This is a genomic window from Variovorax sp. KBW07, assembly GCF_003852515.1.
GTDB lineage: Bacteria > Pseudomonadota > Gammaproteobacteria > Burkholderiales > Burkholderiaceae_C > Variovorax.
In genome coordinates this window covers 1-21540 of the sequence record NZ_QAJK01000164.1, presented here as the reverse complement: position 1 = coordinate 21540, position 21540 = coordinate 1, and the positions used below count along the sequence as shown (strand labels likewise).

The 21540-nt window shown below is 68.0% G+C and carries 18 protein-coding genes and 1 pseudogene; 12 read left to right on the top strand and 7 right to left on the bottom strand.

What is annotated here, in order from left to right:
• Nucleotide 1: 1 nt before the first annotated feature.
• From DBV14_RS28955 to DBV14_RS28940, 4 genes are all read right to left on the bottom strand, one after another.
• Nucleotides 2-1003, bottom strand: coding sequence for a nitronate monooxygenase family protein (locus tag DBV14_RS28955; protein ID WP_124464669.1), 1002 nt, complete (start codon nucleotides 1001-1003; stop codon nucleotides 2-4).
• Nucleotides 1004-1069: 66 nt separating this feature from the next.
• On the bottom strand, nucleotides 1070-2584 hold the full coding sequence (locus DBV14_RS28950; protein WP_124464667.1) for an AMP-binding protein: 1515 nt from the start codon (nucleotides 2582-2584) through the stop codon (nucleotides 1070-1072).
• A gap of 189 nt (nucleotides 2585-2773) precedes the next feature.
• A complete protein-coding gene (locus tag DBV14_RS28945) occupies nucleotides 2774-3961 on the bottom strand; it encodes a hypothetical protein (protein ID WP_124464665.1) in 1188 nt (395 codons plus the stop codon).
• Nucleotides 3962-4048: 87 nt separating this feature from the next.
• A complete protein-coding gene (locus DBV14_RS28940) occupies nucleotides 4049-4594 on the bottom strand; it encodes a hypothetical protein (RefSeq protein WP_124464663.1) in 546 nt (181 codons plus the stop codon).
• A 357-nt stretch (nucleotides 4595-4951) separates the two neighbouring features.
• Here DBV14_RS28940 and DBV14_RS28935 point away from each other — a divergent pair, with 357 nt between their 5' ends.
• On the top strand, nucleotides 4952-5161 hold the full coding sequence (locus DBV14_RS28935) for a DUF4287 domain-containing protein (protein WP_124464661.1): 210 nt from the start codon (nucleotides 4952-4954) through the stop codon (nucleotides 5159-5161).
• Between the two features lie 38 nt (nucleotides 5162-5199).
• Here the strand turns inward: DBV14_RS28935 and DBV14_RS28930 are convergent, their stop codons facing one another.
• Complete coding sequence (locus tag DBV14_RS28930; RefSeq protein ID WP_124464659.1) at nucleotides 5200-6126, bottom strand: bestrophin family protein; 927 nt, start codon at nucleotides 6124-6126, stop codon at nucleotides 5200-5202.
• Nucleotides 6127-6155: 29 nt separating this feature from the next.
• Complete coding sequence (locus tag DBV14_RS28925; protein WP_124464657.1) at nucleotides 6156-7793, bottom strand: tannase/feruloyl esterase family alpha/beta hydrolase; 1638 nt, start codon at nucleotides 7791-7793, stop codon at nucleotides 6156-6158.
• Nucleotides 7794-8009: 216 nt separating this feature from the next.
• Between DBV14_RS28925 and DBV14_RS28920 the strand changes: the two genes are divergently transcribed.
• The 11 genes from DBV14_RS28920 to DBV14_RS28870 all read left to right on the top strand — a co-directional run bounded on the left by DBV14_RS28920 (nucleotide 8010) and on the right by DBV14_RS28870 (nucleotide 20588).
• On the top strand, nucleotides 8010-8654 hold the full coding sequence (locus tag DBV14_RS28920; protein WP_124464654.1) for a TetR/AcrR family transcriptional regulator: 645 nt from the start codon (nucleotides 8010-8012) through the stop codon (nucleotides 8652-8654).
• Between the two features lie 100 nt (nucleotides 8655-8754).
• Entirely contained in the window at nucleotides 8755-9414 is a 660-nt protein-coding gene (locus DBV14_RS28915; protein ID WP_124464652.1) for a response regulator transcription factor, read from the top strand.
• Nucleotides 9411-10847 (top strand): HAMP domain-containing sensor histidine kinase, encoded by a 1437-nt coding sequence (locus DBV14_RS28910; RefSeq protein ID WP_124464650.1) that lies wholly within the window; start codon nucleotides 9411-9413, stop codon nucleotides 10845-10847. Before DBV14_RS28915 ends, DBV14_RS28910 begins: the two co-directional genes overlap by 4 nt.
• Before the next feature lie 112 nt (nucleotides 10848-10959).
• On the top strand, nucleotides 10960-11325 hold the full coding sequence (locus tag DBV14_RS28905; protein WP_260397265.1) for a DUF4148 domain-containing protein: 366 nt from the start codon (nucleotides 10960-10962) through the stop codon (nucleotides 11323-11325).
• Between the two features lie 24 nt (nucleotides 11326-11349).
• Entirely contained in the window at nucleotides 11350-12003 is a 654-nt protein-coding gene (paoA, locus tag DBV14_RS28900; RefSeq protein ID WP_124464648.1) for an aldehyde dehydrogenase iron-sulfur subunit PaoA, read from the top strand.
• On the top strand, nucleotides 12000-12986 hold the full coding sequence (locus DBV14_RS28895; RefSeq protein ID WP_124464646.1) for a xanthine dehydrogenase family protein subunit M: 987 nt from the start codon (nucleotides 12000-12002) through the stop codon (nucleotides 12984-12986). Before paoA ends, DBV14_RS28895 begins: the two co-directional genes overlap by 4 nt.
• A 14-nt stretch (nucleotides 12987-13000) precedes the next feature.
• Nucleotides 13001-15229 (top strand): xanthine dehydrogenase family protein molybdopterin-binding subunit, encoded by a 2229-nt coding sequence (locus DBV14_RS28890; protein WP_124464644.1) that lies wholly within the window; start codon nucleotides 13001-13003, stop codon nucleotides 15227-15229.
• Nucleotides 15230-15264: 35 nt separating this feature from the next.
• A complete protein-coding gene (locus tag DBV14_RS28885; RefSeq protein WP_185546155.1) occupies nucleotides 15265-16902 on the top strand; it encodes a phospholipase D family protein in 1638 nt (545 codons plus the stop codon).
• A 176-nt stretch (nucleotides 16903-17078) separates the two neighbouring features.
• The gene (locus DBV14_RS28880; RefSeq protein WP_124464641.1) at nucleotides 17079-17495 is read left to right on the top strand and encodes a hypothetical protein; all 417 of its coding nucleotides are present in this window, start codon (nucleotides 17079-17081) and stop codon (nucleotides 17493-17495) included.
• Entirely contained in the window at nucleotides 17461-19203 is a 1743-nt protein-coding gene (locus tag DBV14_RS28875) for an ABC transporter permease subunit (RefSeq protein WP_124464640.1), read from the top strand. Before DBV14_RS28880 ends, DBV14_RS28875 begins: the two co-directional genes overlap by 35 nt.
• A gap of 2 nt (nucleotides 19204-19205) precedes the next feature.
• The gene (locus tag DBV14_RS28870) at nucleotides 19206-20588 is read left to right on the top strand and encodes a nitrate/sulfonate/bicarbonate ABC transporter ATP-binding protein (protein ID WP_260397264.1); all 1383 of its coding nucleotides are present in this window, start codon (nucleotides 19206-19208) and stop codon (nucleotides 20586-20588) included.
• A 91-nt stretch (nucleotides 20589-20679) separates the two neighbouring features.
• Here the strand turns inward: DBV14_RS28870 and DBV14_RS28865 are convergent.
• Nucleotides 20680-21540 (bottom strand): annotated as a pseudogene (locus tag DBV14_RS28865) (hypothetical protein); the annotation flags it as partial.

Sequence of the window (21540 nt, the reverse complement as noted above, 5' to 3'; positions counted from 1 at the left end):
GCTATGCCGGCTCGGCGACGCGACCACGCGCGGCGGCGGCGGTGCGCTCCAGCAGGGCATTGCGCGCCGCGTGGTATTCGCTTGCGAAGCGGTCGACCAGGTCGGCGGCATGCGGAATGTCGTCCAGCACGCCGATGCCTTGCCCGCAGCCCCATATTTCTTTCCAGGCCTTGGGCTTCTGTCCGTCCGAGCCGAAGTTCATCTTCGACGGATCGCTGGTGGGCAGGTTCTCGGGGTCGAGTCCGGCGGCCGCGAGCGAAGGCTTCAGGTAGTTGCCGTGCACGCCGGTAATGAGGTTGGTGTGAACCACGTCGCGCGCCGCGCACTGCGTGATCATCTGCTTGTAGCCCTCCACGGCGTTGGCTTCCTTGGTGGCGATGAAGGCCGAGCCGATGTACGCCATGTCCGCGCCCATGGCCAGCGCCGACAGGATCGACCGGCCGGACGCGATGGAGCCCGACAGAAGCAGCGGGCCGTCGAACCACTGGCGGATTTCCTGCACCAGCGCAAAGGGCGACTGGGTGCCGGCATGGCCGCCCGCGCCGGCCGCCACCGCGATCAGCCCGTCGGCGCCTTTCTCGATGGCCTTGCGCGCGAACGCGTTGTCGATCACGTCATGCAGCACGATGCCGCCGTAGCTGTGCACGGCCTCGTTGATCTCGGGCCGCGCGCCGAGCGAGGTAATGACGATCGGCACCTTGTAGCGCACGCACACCTCCATGTCGTGATCGAGCCGGTCGTTCGAGCGGTGCACGATCTGGTTGACGGCGAACGGGGCCGAGGGCCGCTCCGGGTGGCGAACGTCGTGTTCGTGCAGTTCGCTGGTGATGCGGTCCAGCCAGTCCGCGAGCGAGGAGGCCGGCCGCGCGTTCAAGGCCGGAAACGACCCCACGATGCCGGCCTTGCATTGCGCAATGACCAGCTCGGGGTTGGAGATGATGAACAGCGGCGAGGCGACGACCGGAAGACGCAGGCGCTGCGACAGGATGGGAGGAAGGCTCATGGTGGGAACTCCTTGGAAACTGCAAACTGCAAAACTGGAATGGGAAAAAAGAAATGGCGTGCCGCCTCAGATGGCGCGCGCCGTGGCCTGCCAGTGCGGCTCGCGCAGCAGGCGCTTGAAAATCTTGCCGGTGTCCTCGCGGGGCAGCGCGGCGTGGAACTCGACGACGCGCGGCACCTTGTAGTTGGCGATGCGCTCGCGCAGGAACGACTGCACCTGGCCCGCCTCGATGTGGTGGCCGGGCCGGGGTTGAACGGCCGCTGCCAGGCCTTCGCCGAACTCGGCATCGGGAATGCCGAAGACGGCGCAGTCCGCAACGCCCGGCATGGTCTGCAGCACCGATTCGATCTCGGCGGGATAGATGTTCACGCCGCCCGAGATCACCATGTCTGACTTGCGGTCGCAGATGTACAGGAAACCTTCCTCGTCGAGGTAGCCCATGTCGCCCAGCGTGATGAGGCCGTCGCGCTCGATGGCCGTGCGCGCCTCGGGCCGGTTGATGTAGGTGAAGTCGGGCGCGGCGTGCTGGCGCACGTAGATCAGGCCGGTCTCGCGCGCGGGCAGCGCCTGGCCTTGCTCGTCGAGGATGCACACCCGGGCATGCGGGAGTGGCCGGCCGGCGGAGCCGCGGTGCGTCAGCCAGGCATGGGAGTCGATGAAAGTGGTGTAGCCCGCTTCGCTCGATCCGTAGGCCTCGGTGATGAGGGGGCCGAACCAGTCGATCATCGATTGCTTGAGCGCGGGCGGGCAGGGCGACCCTGTGGACGCGACCTGCCGCAGCGACGAAAGATCGTGCCGCGCGCGCTCGGCCGGCGCCAGCGCCAGCAGGCGTTGGTACATGGTCGGCACCAGGTAGGCGTGCGTGACGCGATGCCGGGCAATGAGCGCGAGCGCGTGTTCGGCATCGAAGCGTGGCTCCAGCACCAGCGTGGCACCGAGCTTGCAGGCATGCGCCAGGTAGGTCATGGCCGCGCTGTGGTAGATCGGCGCCGAGAGATACGCCACCACGTCGGTGCCGGTGCCGTAGACGATGTCGGTCACTTGCTGCAGGTCGCGCTCCATGCCCGCGCGCCGGTCTTCGGGTGCGGCAATGCGGCGCACGCCCTTGGGCTTGCCGGTGGTGCCGGAGGTGTAGGCAATGGCACCGTGCGTCATGCCCGAGCGCGCAGGCATGGGCGCAAGGCCCGCGCCGAAACCGGTCCAGTTCACGGCGGGATGCGTGGTGCTGCCGGAAGCGTGCGAAGGCGACGGCACCGCAATGACCTGCACGTCGGCGGGAATGCCTTCGCTGACCTGCGCAAGCAGGTCTTCGTGCACGAAGAGGGCGCGGGCGCCGCTGTCGACCAGCACGTGTTGGGCCTCCATGGCCTTGAAGTGCCAGTTGACCGATGCGAGGTACAGGCCCGCCTGCCGGCAGGCGAGCACCACCGCCACGTACTCCGGCCCGTTGCGCAGCATGGCCGCGACGGTGCTGCCCTCGTTGCATCCGAGCGCATGCAGGCCCGCGAGCGTCCGGTCGATTTCTTCCTTCAACCAGGCGGGCGAGTACTCGCGGCCGCCGAACCAGAGTGTCGGAATCATCTTGTCTCCTGTCGTTGTGTCGTTGCCCGGCCACTTGCGGTGGCAAGCGTGCCGCAGTCAACTAGTCGGTGTCTAGTTTCACTTTAGCAGAAGCTGCTGCCAATGCACAAGTCGCGCAGGTGACTCTGTGTTTGGGCATCGACTCACGGGAAAGAACAGGCGAAAGGGGCCTCGGCCCCGCGGGGCCGATTACTCGGGCAAGGCGCTGATGCGGAATTGAAAGCGCAGTGGTTGGTCGAACCGCTCGCCGGGCAAGCCTTGCATCCGCTTCCCCGAGGCAACGATCCGCACGATGTGCGGGCCGCTTTCTTCAAGCTCGAACTTGCGCATGACGTTCGCGCCTTCGGAGTCTTCACTCGCGTACCAGAGCATTTCCATGTCGCTGGTCTCGCTGTGCCCGAAGAACAGTGCGTAAGGCAGCACGTCCGCGCTCGTGGCTTCAAGCACGTAGCTCTTGCCTTTGATCAATCCATCGACGTGGTAGTCGAAGACGTAGCGCGCGTCCTGGAAACGCATGATCGGTGAAAGCGCCTGCGCATCGTCGGGCCAGTGCATCTGCACTTCGTAGCTCTTTTCAGCAACGATGTGCCCGAGCTTGCTGTCCGGGTGGGGCAGAGCGGAAGACCCGGCATCGGCCGCTTTTTCGCCCCGGCGCACGACCTGGAGCTCGTAGCGCTCCTCGCCTTCGACAGCGCACCCGTCGATGTACAGCGAGAGGTAGTGCGGGCCGGAATGCACGGCCTTGGCCGCGAGCGAAATGTGCTCGTCGACGTGCGAGAACGTGGAGGCAATGGCGATACCGGTCTCGTCGCTGACGACGACGATGAACTTCTGGGCCAGCAGACCCGAGAAGTACCGGGCACTCACCAGCAGAACGTCGCCGCTCTCGACGCTCGGCAGCGCGAAGCCCCGCACCCGGTTGTACTGCCGGAAGCCGGTGGTCGCCAGGCCCTTCGTGCATGTCGAGCCGTCACCGAAACCACGGCGAGGCGCTTCGGGTTGCTCCGGTTCCTGCGGCGTGCAGTCGGGCTTGTCTTCGCAGTCCACCTTGGGAGGCGTCGCCGGCCAGGGGGCCTTGAAAGCCGGGTGATCGTTCTCGGTGAATCGGCCCTGGTACCTGACGCCGAACTGAAGCAATTCGCGCGTCGGTTGCTGGGGCGGCGTTGCGTAGGGCGGGGGCAGGAGCGCGATCTTGCGCGGCTGTGGTTCTTCCGAGGTCGAGGCAGCGCTCGCGACGGCCACGGCGGGCTGCGGCGAATCGACCCTGTCGCCGGAGAGCCGGGAAACAGCCCGATGAATGTCGTTGAACACGGCGGACGGAATGTTCCAGATCCGCGTCTCGGGATAGAACGCCACAAGAATCACGACGACGGCCACAAGGGCGAGCAACAGTCGCCGGACTGCTTTCGATTTGAATATGGTTCGGTTCATTTCCCCTCCTTGCTTCAACGCGAATGCATTCGCTCAGTGAAGCCTTCCCTCCATCGTCGCCTGCAAGACCTGGTTGCGCGCTGCGATGTAGTTGCCCAAGGCCCCCAGGGCGCGCGAACTGATGAGCCAGCCCGAGATCTTGCCCACCCGTGTTTCGGCATGGTAGTGGAGCCGCAGCGAAGAGCTCAGCGCATGCATGTCGTAGTGCTGCACGACCGACACCACGCCCTGTATGGGCACCCGCGTTTCTCGCAGCACGCCGCGAATGCAGACGTGGTCGGCGAACACCTCGATGCGCCGGCGCCGCAGCCACAGACGCAAGAGCACCTGGAACGAGAGAATCGCAAGCGGCACGCCGACGATGGCGGCCCACGTGGCGTTGTCCCAGCCGGCCACCTGGCTCATCATCAGTTCGCGCTTGTTGATCCATCCGATGATGGGGGCGGTCAGCGCGACAGCCCAGAGTCCCCAGACCGCCAGCGAGATCACGCCGAAGGGCGCGATGTACACATGCCATGGGCTGGCATGCAGGACATCGCCGGCGCGCACTGTCAGGTCGCCTCGTGCCGGCGCCCTCATTCTTTCTTCGCGCTGCTGCCGGCGGTGCGGCAAGGGGCGGTGTCCAGGAGGCAGGTCATGAAGGAATTTTCCGCGAACGTGAAGGGCTGTTTCCGGCGAAGGTGACAGCGGTCGGCATCGAGGCAATTCCCTGAGCGTTTTTTTTTCTCCCTGGCCTCTACCAGCGCCGAACCGCTGTCGAGAGGCAGTGTCCACGGCACGGGTGAAGCCAGGGTGAAGTCTGTGAGGGAGTTTCGTGAAGCACACGCCATGCAGAAACGGTTCCACAACCCTCCAATTTCGAAGGGACAGTGCGTTGCACGGCTGCGCGTTGGCTGAGAATCTCGCCCTCGCTCCTCACATCACAAAGGAAACTTCATGACGGAAACACCCAAGGCCAAAGGACCAGCTTCGTACTTTCCTTCCATCGAAAAGAAGTACGAAAAGCCGATCGAGCATTGGATGGATGTGCTTCGGAATTCCGACACCCAGAAGCACATGGAGCTCGTGAACCAGCTCAAGGCCGAGCACCAGATGGGCCATGGGCACGCGAATGCCCTGGTGGCGGCTTTCCTGGCGAAGAAGTAGCCGGTTTTCGGCGGGGCTTCGGCTGTCTGCGGCTGGCCTCAGGTCTGCATGTATTCGGCGGGCCCCGCGTCTTGCACCTGCGGCTCGCCCATCATTTCGCGCAACGTGGCTTCGATGGTGCGCGACATCGCGTCCAGCGCCAGGTCGTTGGGCGCGGTGCCGAAGGGCTCTTCGATTTCGGCGCCCAGCGCTTCGAGCGCGAAGAAGGTGTACGCGATGAAGGCGACCACCACGGGCGTCATGGCGCCGATGGCATCGACCAGGCCGAAGGGCAGCAGCACGCAGTAGAGATAGATGGTGCGGTGGATGATGACCGAGTACGTGAACGGAATCGGCGTGCTCGCGATGCGCTCGCAACCACCCAGTGCCTCGGTCAGGCGCCCCAGCGGAACTTCCATGGCCTGGGCCAGCATCGGGTCGAGCTGGCCTTGCCGGCGCCGGTCGCGCAGCCACTCTCCCACCATCAACAGCAGCACGGCCGGCTTGAAGCGCGCCGCTTGCAGGCGGGCGCAGTCTTGCGGTGGCAGAAGGCGCGCGAGATCGGCGGTGGGGTCGCTGCCGCGAAGCTGGTGGCGCAGCGCGTGCACGAACGCGATGAGGCGGGCGGCCGGCACGGCGGCTGCGGCGGCCTGGGCGGTGTCGTCGGGCGCATCCGTCAGCGTCAAGGCCTGTCGCACGAACGAGCGTGTCTCGTTGAGCAGCGCGCCCCACAGCGTGCGGGCTTCCCAGTAGCGCGAATAGCTCGTGCTGTTGCGAAACCCCAGGAAGATGGCCAGCGTCAGCCCGATGAGCGAGAAGGGCACGAAGTTGAGCGGCACCTTCCAGTGGAACAACTGCCCGTGCAGCACGGTCACCAGAACCGCGAAGGCAGTGGTCCACAACAACTGCGGCGCGATGTCCGGCAGAACCGAGCCGCGCCACACGAAGAGCATGCGCAGCCAATGGGGGCGGGGTCGAACGATCATCGGGCGTTCATTATCCCCGCCGGGCCGGCTCAGCTGCAGGCGTAGCTGGCCGCCGCGTTCACGTCGCCGCTTCCGTTGTACTTCGGGTACTTGGGGTACTGGCACACAGGCATGCTGCGGGCCGTGCCGCCGGCCGTGAACGTGTAGGTCATCTGCGTGGGCGCATCGCCTTTCTCGACCCATCCCATGATGGCCGACGCCCAATCGACTTCCTGCAGGCTGCCGCCGCCACCGTGTCCGGCGCCCGGCACGATGAAGAAGCGCGTGGCGCTGTTCGGGTCGGCAAGGCCGGCCGACTTCGCCAGGCCGGTCATGGTGGTCCAGTTGCGGAAGTGGTCGTTGGGCGACAGCAGCGCGTCGCTGCCGGCATGCCACGAGATCAGCTTGCGGCCCGACGCCACATAGCTGGCAATGGCCGCCTTGTCGTGGTCCGCGCCGATGCGCGCCAGGCCGGCGCCGAGCATGTAGTAGTCGGTGTCGAGCTGGAAGAGCGCCTGCTTGCCGGGCGTGAGCCAGGCGGGGTCGCCGCTCGCGAGCAGGGCGAAGCCGCCGCCCAGGCCACCCCAGCCCAGGCCGAGGCCGTTGCCCCACGAGTAGCCCGAGAGCACGGTGCTGCCGTTCTGCAGCTTGAGTTCCGACAGAAAGGACTTCAGCGTGCCCACCTGCGCGGTGCCCAGGCAGATGGCCGGGTCCGTGCTCGCGCCGGGCTGGCCGCATTCCAGCACCGCCGGATCGAAAGTGCAGGCCTGTGGATTGCCGATCAGGTTGTCGGTGGCGCCGTCGAGCGCATCGCATGCCGACAGCGCCGCCGCGTATGCGGCACTGGTTTGAGGGGGGCTCAACGCCGCGGGCGTGCCGGTCAGCGATGCCGCGCGCAGCCAGGCGCCGGTCTGTCCCGCCATGTCCATGGTCTCGCACCCCGAGACGATGCCGTCGAACTCCTGCGGCCAGCGCTGGGCGGCGATGTAGGCGTTGCGGCCCCCGTTGGAGCACCCGTTGAAATAGCTGTGGCTGGGCGCCGTGCCGAAGAAGGCCTTGGTGACGGCCTTGCCGAAACGCAGCGTCGTGCCCAGCGCGGCATAGGCGTAGTCGGTGGCCGACTGGCGGCCTTCGTCGGTGCCGTTGCCCCACACGACCGGTGCGGCCTGCGCGGGAACGCTGGCCCGGTTGCCACCGTTCGACGCGGCGTATACGGCGCCCTTGAGCGCGAGCACGGGGCTGACCGCGGTGACCGCGCCGCCCGCATCGGTCGTCACCACCGAGGTGATGCGCCCGTCGAATCCGCCGCCTCCTTGCTGCCAGTAGCGGCCGGTCCAGTTGTCCGGCACGTCGATCTCGATGTCGAGGAAGGGCGCGCGCGTGCCGAGCACCTGGCAGAAGCCCGAGGTGTAGATCGGCGCCTTGGGCTCGAAGCGCGCGGTGGCCGTGATGGTCACGCCTTCGACGACCTGTCCCTTCAGCGTGTTGCAGGTGCTCTTGAGCTGCTCGGCCGTGGGCCCGGAAGGCGGCGCGACGGGGGCGGGCGCAGGGGCCGGTGCGGGTGCGGGAATGGGAAGAAATCCGTTGCCCCCGCCACCGCCTCCGCAGCCCTGCAGGGCCAGGCCCACGGCCAGCAGCACCAGGCTTTTTGGCAGCAGGGCTTGGGGTTCTTTTTTCTCGTCGCGCATGGTTGTCTCCAATGTTTGAGTTGTGCGTCGGACGGCCGGCGATTTCCGCCGGTCCGCCTCGTCATCCGGTTGCTTTTGAATACCAACCGACCGGTCGGTCCGAAAGCAGGGCGAGCCTAACGCAGGCAGGCGAAGGCGGGCAAGCGCCGGCGGATCGGGACTAACCCCTAAGATCGGCGACCGCGCCGCGTTGCGCGGGCCTCATCATCCCGACCCATGACCGTTGAATCCCTTTCTTCCCGCCAGGGCGACCAGCGCAGCCTGATCGCCAGGAGCGCCGCCGAGCTGTTCGCCCGCAGGGGCTACGCGGCGACGTCGATGAACGAGATTGCCGAGGCCAGCCACCTGTCCAAGCCCGGCCTGTACCACCACTTCAAGGACAAGGCCCAGGTGCTGTTCCACATCGCGGACGGCCATGTCTCGCGGCTGGTCGACATCGTGACGGGCGTCGAGGCACTGGACCTCGCGCCCGAAGAGCGCCTGCCAGAGCTCATCGAGGCGTTCATGGCCGAGTACGCGCAGGCGCAGAACGAGCACCGCGTGCTCACCGAGGACGTGCGCTTCCTGGACCCCGAGGCGCAGGCCCAGGTGCTCGGCAAGGAGCGCACGGTGGTGCAGGTGTTCGCCGACGCCATTGCCGCGACGCGGCCCGACCTGCAGGAGGCGCAGCTTCACAAGCTGCTGACGATGTTCCTGTTCGGCATGCTGAACTGGATGTTCACCTGGTTCCGGCCCGAAGGGCGCTACACCTACGAGCAGATGGCGCCCATCGCGACCCAGCTGTTCCTGAACGGCATCTCGGGGCTGGAGGTCGCGCCGAAAAAGAAGGCGCAGAAGGTGCAGAAGGCGCGCAAGCCATGAGGCACGCGTTCGGGGCGCTTCGGCGCGGCAGCTTCGAAAGTTAACGCTGCTCTAACGAATTGGCGCTAGCCTTCGGCCTGAATCGAAGAAGGGAGCCGGTGTGCGCGTGCTGCTTGTCGAAGACGACGAAATGATCGGAAAAAGCCTGCTGCGCGGCCTCGAGCGATCGGGCTGGGCGGTGGACTGGGTCCGCGACGGCCTGCTCGCGCGCAGCGCACTGGCCGATGGCGACTACACCTGCGTGCTGCTCGACCTGGGCCTGCCGGGGCTGGATGGCGTCGAGGTGCTGCGCCATGCGCGCGGCCTGGGCAACGCCACGCCGATATTGATCCTCACGGCGCGCGACGGCCTCGGCCAGCGCGTGGAAGGGCTCGACCTGGGCGCCGACGACTACCTGCTCAAGCCCTTCGAGCTGCCCGAGCTGCTGGCACGCATGCGCGCGGTGGTGCGCCGCCGCCATGGGGCCGCCAACTCGGTCATCGGCAGTGGCAGCGTGCAGCTCGACCTCACCACGCGCGAGGTGCTCTACCACGGCACCCGCGAAACGCTCACGGCCCGCGAGTTCGCGCTGATGCACGCCATGCTGGAGCGCCCCGGCGCCATCCTCTCGCGCGAGCAGCTCGAGAACCGCATCTACGGATGGGGCGAGGAAGTCATGAGCAACGCGGTCGACGTGATCATCCACAACATGCGGCGCAAGCTCGGCGCCGACACCATCCGCAACGTGCGCGGCCTGGGCTGGCGGGTGGTGGACACATGAGCGCCGCAACCGCAGCCACCGTCACTGCCGCCACCACCGCCCCCACCGCGGCGGGCCGCCCCTGGTATTCGCCCGGCTCGCTGCGCAACCGGCTGCTGATGTGGCTGGTGCTGGTGCATCTGCTCGCGGCGGCCGGCGTGGCCTGGTTCACCTACGCCAGCTACGACAAGCTCATCATCACCTTCAAGGACGACCAGATGCAGATGCTGGCCGACGCCTACGCCAGCAACGTGGTCGCGCCCGAGCTGCGGCCGGCCGACGAGCGCAGCATCTTCGGGCGCGGCGCTTTCATCGTCCAGGTCTGGAACGGCCGGGGCGAACTGCTGGCCAGCTCGTGGCCCGCGCTGGCCGTGCCCCGCCAGCCGGCGGAAGGGCTGGGCACCGTGCGCATGGGGCCCGGCGACGACGGCGTGTGGCGCGTGTACTCGACCGCGCCGGTGGCCGACCCCGGCCGCTTCCAGGTGCAGGTGATCCAGAACGGCGGCTTCGTGCGGCGGATGGTGGCCAAGCGCGCGCTGTCTTCCACGGCGCCCATCGTGCTCCTGCTGCCGCTGTCGCTGGCGGCGCTGTGGCTGGTGGTGTGGGCCACGTCGCGCAAGCTGCGCAGCGTGGTGCTCGATGTGGCGGCGCAGGATGAGCGCAGCCTGTCGGAGCTGTCGGTGTCGCGCGTGCCCGACGAGATTGCGCCGCTGGTGGAGGCCTTCAACAGCCTGCTGGGGCGCTTGCGCCAGGCCTTCGCGGCGCAGCGCCGCTTCGTGCAGGACGCCGCCCACGAACTCCGAACGCCCATCGCCGCCATCGGCCTGCAGCTGGATAACATGCGCGCCGAAGTGCCGGCCGAAGCCGTGGCCGAGCACTACACGCACCTGAAGGGCGGCGTGACGCGCGCGCAGCACCTGATCGAGCAGCTGCTGCGCCTGTCGCGCCAGGAGAGCAGCACCGAGCCCGAGGCGCCGGTGGCGCTCGACGTGGCTTCGGTGCTGCGCGACAGCGTGGCCCAGCTCATGGTGGTGGCCGACCGCCGCCGCATCGACATCGGCTTCGAGGGGCGGGCCACCGCGACGGTGACCGCGCCGCCGGCCGAGCTGCGCAGCGTCTTCGACAACCTGATCGACAACGCGCTGCGCCACTCGCCCGAAGGCGGGGTGGTCGACGTGCGGCTGCACGAGGTGGAAGGGCGGCCGGTGGTCGACGTGATCGACAACGGGCCGGGCATTCCACCGGAGCTGATCGACCGCGCCTTCGACCGCTTCTTTCGCGTGCCGGGCAACCCGACCGAGGGCAGCGGCCTGGGCCTGGCCATTGCGCGCATGGCCGCGCTGCGCAACGGCCTGCGCATCGTGCTGGCCAACCGTCATGACGCGCAGGGCCGGCCGGCGGGGCTGCAGGCGCGCGTGTACCTGCGCGGTGCCGATGCGGGCCGCGCGGCTTAACGCTGGGTTAACTCTCGCATAAAGGTCGCATAAAGCGGCCTTCCTACAGTGACTGCAGCCGCGAAAGCGGTCGTGCCGAAAGGCACCCACCCAGTCTCTAAAAGGAGTTCACATGCGAAAGACCTTCGGCCTCCTGGCCATTCTTGCCCTGGCCGGCGCGGCCCATGCCGAAAGCTACGACGGCGTGCACCAGGGCCCCGGTGTGCTGGCGCGCCACGAGGTGGCGGCCCAGGCCGTGGCGGCAGCCCATGCCCCCGACCAGAACGTGACGCGCGGCTCGCGCGGGCCCGATCCCTTCATCTCCACCGTCTCGCGCGAAGCCATGCGCCAGGTCGCGGTGGCGGCGGCCCATGCGCCCGACCAGAACGTGAACAGCGGCTCGCGCGTCAACAGCGTCGTCGTCTCCACGATGCCGCCGGCGCGGCCTGAGGCGAGCGCCACGAGCGCCGCGAGCGCCACGACCGACAGCCGGCTCTGAAGCACGGACACCCGGGAGCCCACGATGAACTCCGAAACCCACGACGGCTACACCCGCCGCACGGTGTTGGTGACCGGCGCGGCCGGTGTCGCGGCGGCCGCGTTGCCGCTCGCGGTGAATGCCGAGCCAGTCGCGCCTGGCGCCGCCATGCAGGAGCCGAGGACCGAGGTGCGCCTGCGCATCAACGGCGAGCCGCATGCCCTTGCCATCGATCCGCGGGTCACGCTGCTCGACCTGCTGCGTGAGCAACTGCATCTCACGGGCTCCAAGAAGGGCTGCGACCACGGCCAGTGCGGCGCTTGCACGGTGCTGGTCAACGGGCGGCGCATCAACAGCTGCCTCACGCTCGCGGTGCTGCACGAGGGCGACGAGGTAACGACCATCGAAGGCCTCGGCGCGCCGAAGAAGCTGCACCCGATGCAGGCCGCCTTCGTCAGTCACGACGGCTACCAGTGCGGCTACTGCACGCCGGGCCAGATCTGCTCGGCGGTCGGCATGCTCGGCGAAATGCGCGGCGGCATGCCCAGCCATGTCACGCGGGACCTCGTGGCGCCCGTGGTCTTCAGCGACGAGGAAATGCGCGAGCGCATGAGCGGCAACATCTGCCGCTGCGCGGGCTACCCGAACATCATCGCGGCCATTCGCGAGGTGGCGGGCACGGCGGGAGCACGGACATGAGAGCCTTCACCTTCGAACGCGCCGCCACGCCCACGGCGGCCGCGCTGGCAATGCAACAGCATCCGGGCGCGCGCTTCATCGCGGGCGGCACCAACCTGCTGGACCTGATGAAGCTCGACATCGAGCGGCCCCCGCACCTGATCGACGTGAACCGCCTGGGGCTGGACCGCATCGAGGCCTTGCCCGATGGTGGCCTGAAGATCGGCGCGCTGGTGCGCAACAGCGACCTCGCGGCCGACCCGCGCGTGCGGCGCGGGCATCCGCTGCTGTCGCGCGCCTTGCTGTCGGGCGCCAGCGCGCAGCTGCGCAACAAGGCGACCACCGCCGGCAACCTGCTGCAGCGTACGCGCTGCTTCTATTTCTACGATACGACCAAGCCCTGCAACAAGCGCACGCCGGGCAGCGGCTGCGCGGCCATGGAAGGCTTCAACCGCATCCACGCGATCTTCGGCGAGAGTGGCAAGTGCATCGCGGTGCATTCGTCCGACATGGCGGTGGCACTGCGGGCGCTCGACGCGCAGGTGGAGACCGTGTCGGCCGGCGGCGCCACGCGCCGCATACCCATCGCCGAGCTGCATCGCCTGCCGGGCGACACGCCCGAGGTCGAGACGGTGCTTTCGCCGGACGAGCTGATCACCGCCGTCACCTTGCCCGCGCCGCTCGGCGGCACGCAGCTCTACCGCAAGGTGCGCGACCGCGCCTCCTATGCCTTCGCGCTGGTCTCGGTGGCGGCGGTGGTGGTGCGCGAGGGCCGCACCGTGACCGCCGCGCGCCTGGCCTTCGGCGGCCTGGCCGCCAAGCCGTGGCGCAACGAGGCGGCCGAGCGGCGGCTCATAGGCACCGACGGCGGCGTGCAGGCGCGCGAGGCCGTGGCCGATCTGCTGCTCGCCGATGCACGCGGCCATGGGCACAACGATTTCAAGATTCCGCTGCTGCGCCGCACCCTGCACGCCACGCTGGCACAGGCGATAGAAATTTCCTGAAGGGAACCGCCACCATGCAATTCACCGAAGCCGCCGCGCCGAGCGCCCTGGACCGCGAGCGCGTGCTGGGCCGTCCGCTCGACCGCATCGACGGGCCGCTCAAGGTCAGCGGACGCGCCCGCTACAGCTACGAGTACCACGACGAAGTGCCCGATGCCGCCTACGGCTGGGTCGTGCTCGCAGGCATCGCCAAGGGCCGCATTTCGCGCATCGACACCGCCGAGGCGCAGCGCGCGCCGGGTGTGCTGCTGGTCTACACCTATGCCAACGTGCCACGCATGGTGCCGAAAGGGCGCGCCAACGTGGTGTCGCAGCTGTCGGGGCCTGAAGTGCAGCAGCATGGCCAGGCCGTGGCCTTCGTGGTGGCGCAGACCTTCGAGCAGGCGCGCGCGGCCTCGTTCCTGATCCGCATCGACTACGAGCGCAGTGCGGGCCGCTTCGACCTGGCGGCCGCGCGGGCGAGTGCGCCCAAGCCGGGCGACGACCCGAGCGCCGGAAGCGAGAGCGCGGCCGACACGGCGGTGGGCGATTTTCAGGGCGCCTACGACACCGCGCCCGTCACGCTCGATGCCACCTACACCACGCCCGACCAGCATCCCGCGATGCTGGAGCCGCAGGCCACCACCGCGCGCTGGGACGGCGACCGGCTCACGCTCCATACCTCGCACCAGATGCCGAACTGGGCCGCCAGCGACGTGGCGGCCATGCTCGACCTGCCGGTGGACAAGGTGCGCGTGGTCTCGGCCTTCGTCGGCGGCGGCTTCGGCTCCAAGCTGCGCACGCATGCCGACGCGGTGCTCTCGGCCTTTGCCGCGCGCGAGCTGCGCCGGCCCGTAAAGACGGCACTGGCGCGCGAGCAGTTGCTCAACCACACGACGCGCCGCGCCGCCACCATCCAGCGCGTGCGGCTCGGCGCCACACCCGATGGCAGGCTCACCGCCATCGGCCACGAGACCTGGACCAGCAACCTGCCGGGCCGCAGCTACTACGAAGGCGCATCGCGCCAGACACGTTTGCTCTATGCCGCCCCGAACCGCATGACGGCGCACCGCGTGGCCGCGCTCGACCTGCCCGAGGCCGCTGCCATGCGCGCGCCCGCCACCGCCAGCGGGCAACTGGCCTTCGAGGTGGCGCTCGACGAGCTCGCAGAAAAGCTGCGCATCGACCCGGTGCAACTGCGCATCCTGAACGACAGCCCGCACGACCCCGAGCGCGGGCCATCGCGCCCGTACTCGGGGCGCAAGCTCATCGAATGCCTGCGCGAAGGCGCGCGGCGCTTCGGCTGGGCGAACAGAAGCCCGGAGCCGGGGAGGGTGCGCGACGGCCGCTGGATGGTCGGCATGGGCGTGGCCAGCGCCATCCACCACCACTCGGTGCGCTCGTCGAGCGCCAGGCTGAGCCTCGACGGGCAGGGCAGGTTGCTGATCGAAACCTCGATGACCGACATCGGCACCGGCACCTACACCGTGCTGGCGCAGATCGCCGCCGAGATGACCGGCATCCCGATGGACCGCATCGGCGTGCGGCTCGGCGACAACGCCATGCCCATGGGCGCCGGCTCCATCGCCTCGATCGGCGCATCGAGCGCGGGCGCCTCGGTCTTCGACGGCTGCCAGCAACTGTGCCGCCTGCTCGCGCAGCGCGCCGGCTTCGATGCGCAGGCCGCACGCTTCGAGCGCGGCCGCATCGCGCTGGGGCGCCGCTCGCATGCGCTTGGTGAGCTGGCCGGTGCTGAAGGGCTCAGCGTGCTGGGCAACGTCGAGCCCGGCGACCTGCACCGCCGCTACGCACAGGCCGCGTTCGGCGCGCACTTCTGCGAGGTGGGCGTGGACATCGACACCGGCGAGACGCGCGTGCGCCGCATGCTCGGCGTGTTCGCGGCGGGCCGCATCCTGAACATGAAGACCGCGCGCAGCCAGGCCATCGGCGGCATGGTGTTCGGCGTGGGCGCGGCGTTGCACGAAGAGGCCGTGGTCGATGCGCACCACGGCTATTTCGTGAACCACGACATGGCCGAGTACCTGGTGCCGGTGCATGCCGACATTCCCGACATCGATGCCGTGTACCTGCAGGACAGCGACGACCTTGCGAGCCCGATCAAGTCGAAGGGCATCGGCGAGCTGGGCACCTGCGGCTCGGGCGCGGCGGTGGCGAACGCCATCTACAACGCCACCGGCGTGCGTGTGCGCAATTACCCGATCACGCTCGACAAGCTGCTGCCCGGGTTACCGCTGCGTGCTTGAATGGCGGCGTTGCCATGCGCCACCACCACATCGCCATGCCCGTCACAGCCTCTGCCGCTTCTTTTGCCGCGCTGTTGCGCAGGTTCTCCGGCGCCGTCGCGGCCAGCCTGATGCTCGTGCTTGCGGGCTGCGCGACGTTGCCCGACGAAGGGCCGCGCACCGCCAGCACTTCGCTGCCTGTGCAGGGCCCGGCCACGCCGCTCGACCGGATCGCCACCGCGTCGATGGCAGGGGCCGGGCCCGGGGCCAGCGGCTTCCGGCTGATGCTCGGCCTGGCGAGCATGGACACGCGCCTGGCATTGCTGCGCCAGGCCCGGCGCTCGCTCGACCTGCAGTACTACCACCTGCACGACGACGCGACCGGCCGGCTGGTGCTGCGCGAACTGCGCAATGCGGCCTTGCGCGGCGTTCGCGTGCGGCTGCTGGTGGACGACCTCTACACGCAAGACATCGGGCCGCTGCTCGAAGGCCTGGGCGCCTACCCGAACGTGGAGGTGCGCATCTTCAATCCCTTTCCCACGCGCGGCGGCACGGCCATGCGCTTCGGCCTGGCCCTGTTCGATTTCGACCGCGTCAATCGCCGCATGCACAACAAGCTGTTCGTGGCCGATGGCGTGCTGGCCGTGGCCGGCGGGCGCAACCTGGGCGACATCTATTTCATGCGCGATGCCGACGCCAACTTCTTCGACTACGACGTGCTGGTGGCCGGCGCGGTGCTGCCGCAGATGGCGAGCCTCTTCGACGAATACTGGAACGCGCCGCAGGTGCGCACCGCGGCCTCGGTGCTGTCCCGCTCGGCCGATGCCCATACCGATACGGATGCCTTGCGCCGTGCTTTCAACGCGCGCGTGGATGGCGCCGATACGCCCGAGCCGGTGCCGTTTCGCACCGTCGATCCCACGGGCCGCGTCACCCTTGGCGACGAACTGGCGGCGGGCCGCGTGAAGCTCGCCTTCGGCACGGCGCAGGCCTTTGCCGATTCGCCGGCCAAGGCCTGGGGCCAGGCCGAGACGCGGCGCCTGCCCAGCGGCGCGCTCATCGACACCAGCAGGCGCCTGCTGGGCGAGGCGGCACAGCAGGCGCAGCTTGAAATCATCACTTCGTCGCCGTATTTCGTGCCCGGCCCCGCGGCACTCGAAGGCATGCGACGCAATGCGGTGCGCGGCATTCGCCAGACGCTCATCACCAACTCGCTGGCCGCCACCGACGAGCCCGTGGTCCACACCGGCTACCGCCGCTACCGGGCGCAACTGCTGCGGGGCGGCATGCAGATCCACGAGATCCACCCGAATGCTGGCCGGGCACTGTTCGTCGGCAGCATCGGCGCCGGCGCGCAGGTGCGGCTGCACACCAAGGCGCTGGTGATCGACCGCAAGACGCTGTTCCTGGGCTCGGTCAACATGGACCCGCGTTCGGACGCGCTGAACACCGAGTTCGGCCTGCGCATCGATTGCCCCGCGCTGGCCGAGGAGGCGCGCGCCTTCTTCGGCGAACTCATGCAACACGCGGCCTTCCAGGTCCGGCTGCAGCCGGGCAGCGACAGCGCGCTGCAATGGTGGCGCACCGACGGCGACGAGCCGGCCGTGGCGACCAGCGAAGAGCCGGGCGCGGACCTGGCGACCCGCGTCAAGCTGTACCTGCAATCGCTGGTGATTCCCGAGTCGATGCTGTAGGCAGCCGGCGCGCCGCGAACGACACCGGCGCAACGCTGCGGTACCCGGCCGGTGCGGATGCGGTCGCGCTTGCTTCGTGTGCCACGACGGTTTCAGCGATGTGCGTTGCCCCCGTCGGGTGAGTCCCGCCAAGTCTTTGCACCTTTTTTACGCGCCGCGAGATAGCCTCCCCGTTCATGAACCGAACCTTGTTCCATCCTGCGGCAATGCTCTGGTCCCGCTTCGGGGAATGGGTGCGCGCGCTCCGGCAGCCGCAGGACATGAGCCTGGAATGGAGTTGCTGCGGCACGCCCATGAGCGACGCCGCCGAGGCATACTTGGGCCGCATCGACTCGCACGAGTTGTCGGTTCACACATGCACCCATTGCGGCACGTTCTGGCTGGGCAGTTGCTCCCTGGCAACCCACGTGATGCGCTTCGAGCCCCTGGCTCTGGCGGAGGCGGAAGCCTTTCTTGCGGCAACGCCGGGCATCGAACGGCGCACGATGATGCGGGCATGGCTGGAGCGGCGCATGCACCGCACGGATCAACGCACGACATCCCCGGGGGCCGCCCCACATGAAAAGCACGGCCCCGCAACTCACCGTCGTTGAAGAGCGTCGCGCATTCGGCTGGGTCGACGCCCTGGTCATGCTGGTCTTGCTGGGGCTGCTGTGGAGTGCCTTGCACTTCGGCAAGGGCATGCTGGTGCATTTCGATCCGGCCGCGGTGCCGCAGGTCGACAACTCGCCAAGCCTGATTCCGTACTACGCGGGCCGCACGCTGATGCGCATGTGGATCGCCTTCGGCTTCTCGCTTTTCGTTGCCATTTCGGTGGGCTACCTCGCGGCAAAGAACCGGACCGCGCGTGCCTTCATTCTTCCGGCGCTCGACGTGCTGCAGTCGGTGCCGGTGCTGGGGTTCCTCTCGGCCACGGTGGCGGGGTTCATGGCGCTGTTTCCGGGCAGCCTGCTGGGCGTGGAGTGCGCGGCCATCTTCGCCATCTTCACCGGGCAGGTGTGGAACATGGCCTTCGGTTTCTATCACTCGATGGTCACGGTTCCCACCGACATGCAGGAGGCCGCGTCGACCTACGGCCTGACCCGCTGGCAGCGCTTCCGAACGGTCGAGCTGCCGGCGTCGGCCCACAGCCTGATCTGGAATTCGATGATGTCCTTCGGCGGCGGCTGGTTCTTCGTGGCGCAGAGCGAAGCCATCAGCGTGATGAACAAGGACATCAAGCTGCCTGGCCTGGGCTCGTACATGGTGCAGGCGATCTCGAACGGCGACAAGACGGCCGCGCTGTGGGCGGTGGTGGCCATGATCGTGCTGATCCTGGCCAGCGACCAGCTGGTGTGGCGCCCGCTGCTGGCATGGGCCGACAAATTCAAGATCGAGCTGACGGGCTCGACCACCCCGGCGACCTCGTGGGTCTACAACCTGCTGCGCGGCGCCTACCTGTTCACCTGGATCAGCGAGCGGCTCTGGCGCCCGCTGCTGGACAAGGTGTTCCAGGCGAGGGCGCCGATGGCGCGCGTGCGCGTGCGGCTGAAGCCGTCTTGGAAAAAGCTGCTCTGGCGGGTGGTGGGCATCGTGCTTTCCATCTGGATCGGCATCGAGCTGCTGAGGGCCGTGGCGGCGGCCACTGCGGCGCTGCACGGTGCGCTGACCCTGGCCGACCTCGGGCACATCGTGTGGCTCGGCTTCCTGACGGCCCTGCGAGTGGCGGCCATGACGGTGCTGGCCACGCTGGTCTGGACGCCCATCGGCGTGTGGATCGGGTTCCAGCCGCGCGTGGCACGGTTCGCCCAGCCGCTGGCGCAGATCGGTGCCTCGTTTCCCGTGAACATGACGTTTCCCATCGTCGTCGGTTTTTTCGTGGCCAGCCACATCAGCCTGAACTGGGGCAGCATCCTGCTCATTGCGATGGGCACGCAGTGGTACATCCTGTTCAACGTGATCGCCGGTGCGATGGCGATTCCGAACGACCTGAAAGAAGCAGGGCGCGTCTGCGGCCTGCGCGGCTGGAACCTGTGGCGCACCCTGATCCTGCCGGCGATCTTTCCGTTCTGGGTCACGGGGGCCTGCACGGCTGCCGGAGGCGCATGGAACGCGAGTATCGTCGCCGAGCTTGCCACGTGGGGCAGCACCAACCTGCAGGCAGAGGGCCTGGGCGCATACATCGCCACGGTCACCCGGACGGGCGACACGCCGCTGATCATCGCGAGCATCGGCGTGATGTCGATCTTCGTCGTGCTGATGAACAAGCTCATCTGGCGCCGGCTGTATGCCTTTGCCGAGCGCCGATTCAGACTGGACTGAACATGAACACTCCCACGACCTCGCCAACATCGACGTCGATGCCAACGCCCCCGTTGCAGGCGCCGGCCGTGCCGGTGGCCGAGCTCTGCGCGGTCACCAAGACCTTCATGACCGCGGGCAACCACGAGCTCAAGGTGCTCGACAACATCGACCTGGCGGTAAGCGAAGGCGAATTTCTTGCGCTGCTGGGGCAGTCCGGCTCGGGCAAGTCGACCATCCTGCGGTGCCTCACGGGGCTGATCGTGCCGAGCTCGGGCAGGGCGCTGGCCAACGGCAAGTCGCTCGACGGCGTGAATCCCGATGCCTCGGTGGTGTTCCAGACCTTCGCGCTCTACCCGTGGCTCACCGTCGAGCAGAACGTGGCCGTAGGCCTGATGTCCAGAAAAATCGGCCGCGCGGAGCGCGATGCGGCCGTCGACAGGGCCATCGAGCTGATCGGCCTGGGCAACTACCACTCGGCCTTTCCGCGCGAACTGTCGGGTGGCATGAGGCAGCGGGTGGGCATTGCGCGCGCGCTGGTTTCGCGGCCCAGGCTGCTGTGCCTGGACGAGGCCTTCAGCGCGCTGGACGTGCTCACGGCGGAAAACCTGCGGCAGGAACTGATCAACCTGTGGCGCGACCCCGATGGCGACCTCAGCTCGGTCTTCATGGTCACGCACAACATCGAAGAGGCCGTGGAGATGGCCACGCGCATCGTGGTCGTGTTTCCGCGCCCGGGCCGCATCGGCCTTGTGCTCGAAAACAAGCTGCCTTATCCGCGGGACACGCGGGACCCCGAGTTCCAGCGGCTGGTGAGCGTGATTCACGAGTGCATCACCACCATGACGCTGCCCGACCTGCCGCCCGAGACGCCCGTGAAGGGCCAGCCGGTTTCGCGTGCCCGCACCCGCATGGAGTCGATTCCGCTGGTGCCGGTGGGGCAGATCCTGGGGCTGATGAGCATCCTGAGCGACTCGCCGGACCTGTCGAACATCTACGACATTTCCGATGAGATCGGCAAGGAGTTCGGCGAGACGATCGCCATTCTCAAGGCGGCCGAAATTCTCGACCTGATCGACACGCCCCGGCAGGAAGTGCGCTTCACCGAACTGGGACGGAAGTTCGTTGCCGCCGACCGGCTCGGAAAGCGCGCGATCTTCGAGGAGCAGGTGTTCAAGCTGCGGCTGTTCCACATCATCATCGCGCTGCTCAAGGAATACGAAGAGGTCGAGGCCGAACGCGTGATCAAGGACATAGGCAGCGCCTTGCCGTACGACAACCCCGAGAAGATCTTCGAGACGATGATCGCCTGGGGGCGCTACGCAGGCCTGATGGACTACAACGCGAAGACCGGCATGGTGTTCGTGCCGGAAGACGGGGACTCGGTGGCCGACGTCCACATGTAGAGCGGGCAGGCAGGGCAGGGCGCGTGCCAGTGCCCCGGCCCTGGCGTCGCGGTCGAAGGACCAACCTTCGACCGCGAAAGCCGGCCAATTCTCAATGGCTGCCGGCGCTCGAGACCCGTACCGCTTCGATCCCGGCCGTGCGTGTGTCATAGCGCACGACAACCGACCTGACGGCCTGCACGGAAACGCCCAGGCGCTTCCTGGCAATGACAAGCGCGTAGGCCGTGATGGTGTCGGCGCTCAGGTGGGCCCCGGGTTCCGGCACATGCACGGTCAGCAGCCCGTTGGCGTGGCGCGTCGTGCGCAGCGAGAGCATCTCGCCGCCACTCATTGCGACCGACGCCAGCGCGGTCGCGAGGTCCGTCTGCCGGCCTTGCACTTCAGAGGGGCGCGATGCACCCACCAGCGTCAAGGACACGGTGTCGCCCTGGTCCGTTACCGCATAGTGACCTTCCGGCTGCAGCACGGTCTGTCCGATGCGCAGGCTGTAGACAGACATCGAGTTCGTCAGCGGCAATGCCAGGGCATCGTCGTTCGTCGCCAGGCTGAGGTGCCCGCCGCCGGTCAGGACATGATTGGAAAGGCTCAGGGCGGGCGGTGCGTCATTCTGTCCGGGCACTTCCGTTTGCGAATGCCCTGCAGTGCCGCTGCTGAGGTGGAACTGTAGCGTCGCAGGCACCAGGTTGCCGGCGGCATCCGGGGGCACGACATCGATGCTCCGCGCGGTGACGATGCGCGTTCCGTTGGTGGCCGCCGGTCCGTTGGCACCCACCGGTTCGTTCGTGTCGCGCGCAGTGTGCGCAACCGGGACGGTGGGCGCAGGCGTGACCTGTGCAACCGGTACAACTGGTACGGCGGGCGGCGGCGTCATTTGTGCAATAGGGACAACGGGCGGCGGCGTTATCTGTTCGATCAGAGCAGCCGGCGGCAACGTCACCTGTGCAATCGGGGG